The 5,597-nt window shown below is 57.7% G+C and carries 3 rRNA genes; all 3 read right to left on the minus strand.

The window, feature by feature from the left end:
- Window positions 1-47: 47 nt before the first annotated feature.
- Window positions 48-164 (minus strand): 5S ribosomal RNA (gene rrf / locus F8O02_RS08925).
- A 139-nt stretch (window positions 165-303) separates the two neighbouring features.
- Window positions 304-3,409: ribosomal RNA gene (locus F8O02_RS08930) — 23S ribosomal RNA — on the minus strand.
- A 457-nt stretch (window positions 3,410-3,866) separates the two neighbouring features.
- Window positions 3,867-5,387: ribosomal RNA gene (locus tag F8O02_RS08935) — 16S ribosomal RNA — on the minus strand.
- The 16S, 23S and 5S rRNA genes sit together here, the layout of an rRNA operon.
- Between the last annotated feature and the right edge of the window lie 210 nt (window positions 5,388-5,597).

Genomic DNA, 5,597 nt, shown 5'->3' on the forward strand with positions numbered 1-5,597 from the left:
TCGGGCCCGCGACCACTGGTGTGGTGCGGGCCCGAGGTGGAATGGGTGTCCGGCGGTGTCCTACTCTCCCACACGGTCCCCCGTGCAGTACCATCGGCGCTGTGAGGCTTAGCTTCCGGGTTCGGAATGTGTCCGGGCGTTTCCCTCACGCTATGGCCGCCGTAACGGCTTCGATCTGTTCGATTGTGCACTCCCTTGGCCGGTCTCCCGGTGCGGGGTGGTCGTGTTCTCGGTCGTGGATCGAGAACCGCATGGTGGACGCGAATTCTGTACAGGATGGCCACACCCGTGAGGGTGTGTGGTGTTGTCAAGTTCTCGGACTATTAGTACCGGTCAGCTCCACCCCTCGCGGGGCTTCCACGTCCGGCCTATCAACCCAGTGGTCTGCTGGGGTCCTCTCGCCCCGAAGGGCTGGGAAATCTCATCTCGAGGCCGGCTTCCCGCTTAGATGCTTTCAGCGGTTATCCATTCCCAACGTAGCCAACCAGCCATGCTCCTGGCGGAACAACTGGCACACCAGAGGTTGGTCCATCTCGGTCCTCTCGTACTAGAGACAGATCCTCTCAGATTTCCAACGCGCGCAGCGGATAGGGACCGAACTGTCTCACGACGTTCTGAACCCAGCTCGCGTACCGCTTTAATGGGCGAACAGCCCAACCCTTGGGACCAACTCCAGCCCCAGGATGCGACGAGCCGACATCGAGGTGCCAAACCATGCCGTCGATATGGACTCTTGGGCAAGATCAGCCTGTTATCCCCGAGGTACCTTTTATCCGTTGAGCGACAGCGCTTCCACAAGCCACTGCCGGATCACTAGTCCCGACTTTCGTCCCTGCTCGAGATGTCTCTCTCACAGTCAAGCTCCCTTGTGCACTTACACTCGACACCTGATTGCCAACCAGGTTGAGGGAACCTTTGGGCGCCTCCGTTACTCTTTGGGAGGCAACCGCCCCAGTTAAACTACCCACCAGGCACTGTCCCTGACCCGGATCACGGGCCGAGGTTAGATATCCAAAACAGTCAGAGTGGTATTTCACCAGCGACTCCACCCGAACTGGCGTCCGGGTCTCAACGTCTCCCACCTATCCTACACAGACTGTACCGAATACCAATACCAAGCTATAGTAAAGGTCACGGGGTCTTTCCGTCCTGCTGCGCGTAACGAGCATCTTTACTCGTACTGCAATTTCGCCGAGTTCGCGGTTGAGACAGCTGGGAAGTCGTTACGCCATTCGTGCAGGTCGGAACTTACCCGACAAGGAATTTCGCTACCTTAGGATGGTTATAGTTACCACCGCCGTTTACTGGGGCTTGAATTCTGAGCTTCGCGACACGAGGCCGCTGACTCTTCCTCTTAACCTTCCAGCACCGGGCAGGCGTCAGTCCGTATACATCGAATTGCTTCTTCGCACGGACCTGTGTTTTTGATAAACAGTCGCTTCCCACTGGTCTCTGCGGCCCACCCTGGCTCGCGGCGCGAGGCCACTCACCTGGACGGGCCCCCCTTCTCCCGAAGTTACGGGGGCATTTTGCCGAGTTCCTTAACCACGATTCTCTCGATCTCCTCGGTATTCTCTACCTGACCACCTGAGTCGGTTTGGGGTACGGGCGGATGGAACCTCACGTCGATGCTTTTCTCGGCAGCATAGGATCACCCACTTCGCACTGACGTGCTCACCATCAGATCTCAGCCATGCAGGGAGCGGATTTGCCAACTCCCAGGCCTACATCCTTGGACGGGGACAACCATCGCCCCGCGGAGGCTACCTTCCTGCGTCACACCTGAAACACGCTAGCCTCACCAGACAGGGTCGAACGCTAGGCCTCATTCCCGCCCCGAAGGGCAGGCCTGAGGATTCGGGTTCTTAGCATCACTGGGTCGGCTTGGACGGTTCTTCACCGGTACGGGAATATCAACCCGTTGTCCATCGACTACGCCTGTCGGCCTCGTCTTAGGTCCCGACTTACCCAGGGCGGATTAGCCTGGCCCTGGAACCCTTGGTCTTCCGGAGGACGGGTTTCTCACCCGTCATTCGCTACTCATGCCTGCATTCTCACTCGTGTGGTCTCCACCGCTGGGTCACCCCGCGGCTTCACCGCCCACACGACGCTCTCCTACCCATCCGCGCGACTGGACCACGAAGGCCTGTCATACACGCGAATGCCACGACTTCGGCGGTGTGCTTGAGCCCCGTTACATTGTCCGCGCAGAATCACTTGACCAGTGAGCTATTACGCACTCTTTCAAGGGTGGCTGCTTCTAAGCCAACCTCCTGGTTGTCACTGCAACTCCACATCGTTTCCCACTGAGCACACGCTTAGGGGCCTTAGTCGGTGGTCTGGGTTGTCGCCCTCTCGACAATGAAGCTTATCCCCCACTGTCTCACTGCCATGCTCTCACTTCCCGGCATTCGGAGTTTGGCTGACGTCAGTAACCCTGTGGGGCCCATCAGCCATCCAGTAGCTCTACCTCCGGAAAGAAACACATGACGCTGCACCTAAATGCATTTCGGAGAGAACCAGCTATCACGAGGTTTGATTGGCCTTTCACCCCTATCCACAGCTCATCCCCTCAGTTTTCAACCTAAGTGGGTTCGGTCCTCCACGCGGTCTTACCCGCGCTTCAACCTGGCCATGGATAGATCACCTCGCTTCGGGTCTAGGACATGCGACTGAACGCCCTGTTCAGACTCGCTTTCGCTACGGATCCCCCACACGGGTTAACCTCGCCACATATCACTAACTCGCAGGCTCATTCTTCAAAAGGCACGCCGTCACCCCACAAGGAGGCTCCGACGGATTGTAGGCAGACGGTTTCAGGTACTCTTTCACTCCCCTCCCGGGGTGCTTTTCACCTTTCCCTCACGGTACTCGTCCGCTATCGGTCATCTGGGAGTATTCAGGCTTACCAGGTGGTCCTGGCAGATTCACACGAGATTCCACGAGCCCCGTGCTACTCGGGGACACTCCACAGGCGCACGCGGCGTTTCACCTACGGGACTCACACCCACTACGGTCGGCCATTCAAGACCGTTCGGCTACACCACGCAAAACCCACGCCGTCTAACGGAACGACGAAGGAGACCCCACAACACCAGCCATGCAACGCCCGTCAGCTATCACACACAACCGGTTTAGCCAACATCCGCTTTCGCTCGCCACTACTCACGGAATCACTGTTGTTTTCTCTTCCTGCGGGTACTGAGATGTTTCACTTCCCCGCGTTCCCCCTCCAAGCCCTATCAATTCAGACCGGAGTGACCGGGACAAAGCCCGGCCGGGTTCCCCCATTCGGAGATCCTCGGATCAAAGCCCGCTTACCGGCTCCCCGAGGCTTATCGCAGATTGCCACGTCCTTCTTCGGCTCCAGATGCCAAGGCATCCACCGTCTGCCCTTCGAAACTTGACACAACACAAAAACCAAGCTCGCCCGCCAGCACCACACAGGCACCAGCGGACAGACAAAATTGCTATACAGAAAAATTACCAGACACACCCCACAAAAATGGAGCATGTCCGATGCTCGCGTCCACTATGCAGTTCTCAACCAACGACCAGGCACCACCAGACCAGAACACCAACCGGCATCCCGACCCAAGCAGCCCCACAGGCCACGACAGCCCGGAGAGAAAGACCAGCCACCAGAAAACAGCGACCAGCCCGATCCCCCAGGACCCAACAGCGTGCACCCCGACACCCCCGAACACCAGCCATTCCACACCCACCCCGAAAGGCAGGCAGTACCAGACCAGCACCCGAAAGCACCAAGCATGTCGACGATCCACCCTTGAGCCACTGACCAGTCCCTCTTGGAACAGACCGGCCAGCGTCCTACAGGACCAAAACAGCCCTGAACGGCTCCTTAGAAAGGAGGTGATCCAGCCGCACCTTCCGGTACGGCTACCTTGTTACGACTTAGTCCCAATCACCAGTCCCACCTTCGACGGCTCCCTCCCAAAGGTTGGGCCACCGGCTTCGGGTGTTACCGACTTTCGTGACTTGACGGGCGGTGTGTACAAGGCCCGGGAACGTATTCACCGCAGCGTTGCTGATCTGCGATTACTAGCGACTCCGACTTCATGGGGTCGAGTTGCAGACCCCAATCCGAACTGAGACCGGCTTTAAGGGATTCGCTCCACCTCGCGGTATCGCAGCCCTCTGTACCGGCCATTGTAGCATGCGTGAAGCCCAAGACATAAGGGGCATGATGATTTGACGTCATCCCCACCTTCCTCCGTGTTGACCACGGCAGTCTCCCATGAGTTCCCGGCCGAACCGCTGGCAACATAGGACAAGGGTTGCGCTCGTTGCGGGACTTAACCCAACATCTCACGACACGAGCTGACGACAACCATGCACCACCTGTATAGAGACCTTGCGGGGCGACCATCTCTGGCCGTTTCCTCTATATGTCAAGCCTTGGTAAGGTTCTTCGCGTTGCATCGAATTAATCCGCATGCTCCGCCGCTTGTGCGGGCCCCCGTCAATTCCTTTGAGTTTTAGCCTTGCGGCCGTACTCCCCAGGCGGGGTGCTTAATGCGTTAGCTACGACACGGAAACCGTGGAAAGGCCCCCACGTCTAGCACCCAACGTTTACGGCATGGACTACCAGGGTATCTAATCCTGTTCGCTCCCCATGCTTTCGCTCCTCAGCGTCAGTAACGGCCCAGAGACCTGCCTTCGCCATCGGTGTTCTTCCTGATATCTGCGCATTCCACCGCTACACCAGGAATTCCAGTCTCCCCTACCGCACTCTAGTCTGCCCGTACCCACTGCAATCCCGGAGTTGAGCCCCAGGCTTTCACAGCAGACGCGACAAACCGCCTACGAGCTCTTTACGCCCAATGATTCCGGACAACGCTCGCGCCCTACGTATTACCGCGGCTGCTGGCACGTAGTTAGCCGGCGCTTTTTCTGCAGGTACCGTCACTCTCGCTTCTTCCCTGCCAAAAGAGGTTTACAACCCGAAGGCCGTCATCCCTCACGCGGCGTTGCTGCATCAGGGTTTCCCCCATTGTGCAATATTCCCCACTGCTGCCTCCCGTAGGAGTCTGGGCCGTGTCTCAGTCCCAATGTGGCCGGTCACCCTCTCAGGCCGGCTACCCGTCGTCGTCTTGGTAGGCCACTACCCCACCAACAAACTGATAGGCCGCGAGCCCATCCCCAACCGAAAAATCTTTCCAACCGCAACAGATGCCCGTACGGTTCATATCCAGTATTAGCTACCGTTTCCAGCAGTTATCCCAGAGTCAGGGGCAGGTTACTCACGTGTTACTCACCCGTTCGCCACTAATCCACCAGTGCAAGCACCAGCTTCATCGTTCGACTTGCATGTGTTAAGCACGCCGCCAGCGTTCGTCCTGAGCCAGGATCAAACTCTCCGAAGAAAATCTGATCGGCTCCAACACACCACGACCCGAAAGCCATGGCATGCAAAACCAAAAGAAATCACTCAAACCAACCAGGCAAAAACCCAGCCAGCCGAGGACAAAATTGGCATCGACATGTGCACACTGTTGAGTTCTCAAGGATCGGACACACCAACCATCACCACCCAAACCAACCAGGCGGCTACCTGCCAGCGCAACTTCTCCAGC

Source organism: Pseudoclavibacter caeni, from assembly GCF_008831125.1.
In the GTDB taxonomy this organism is placed as follows: Bacteria; Actinomycetota; Actinomycetes; order Actinomycetales; family Microbacteriaceae; genus Pseudoclavibacter_A; species Pseudoclavibacter_A caeni.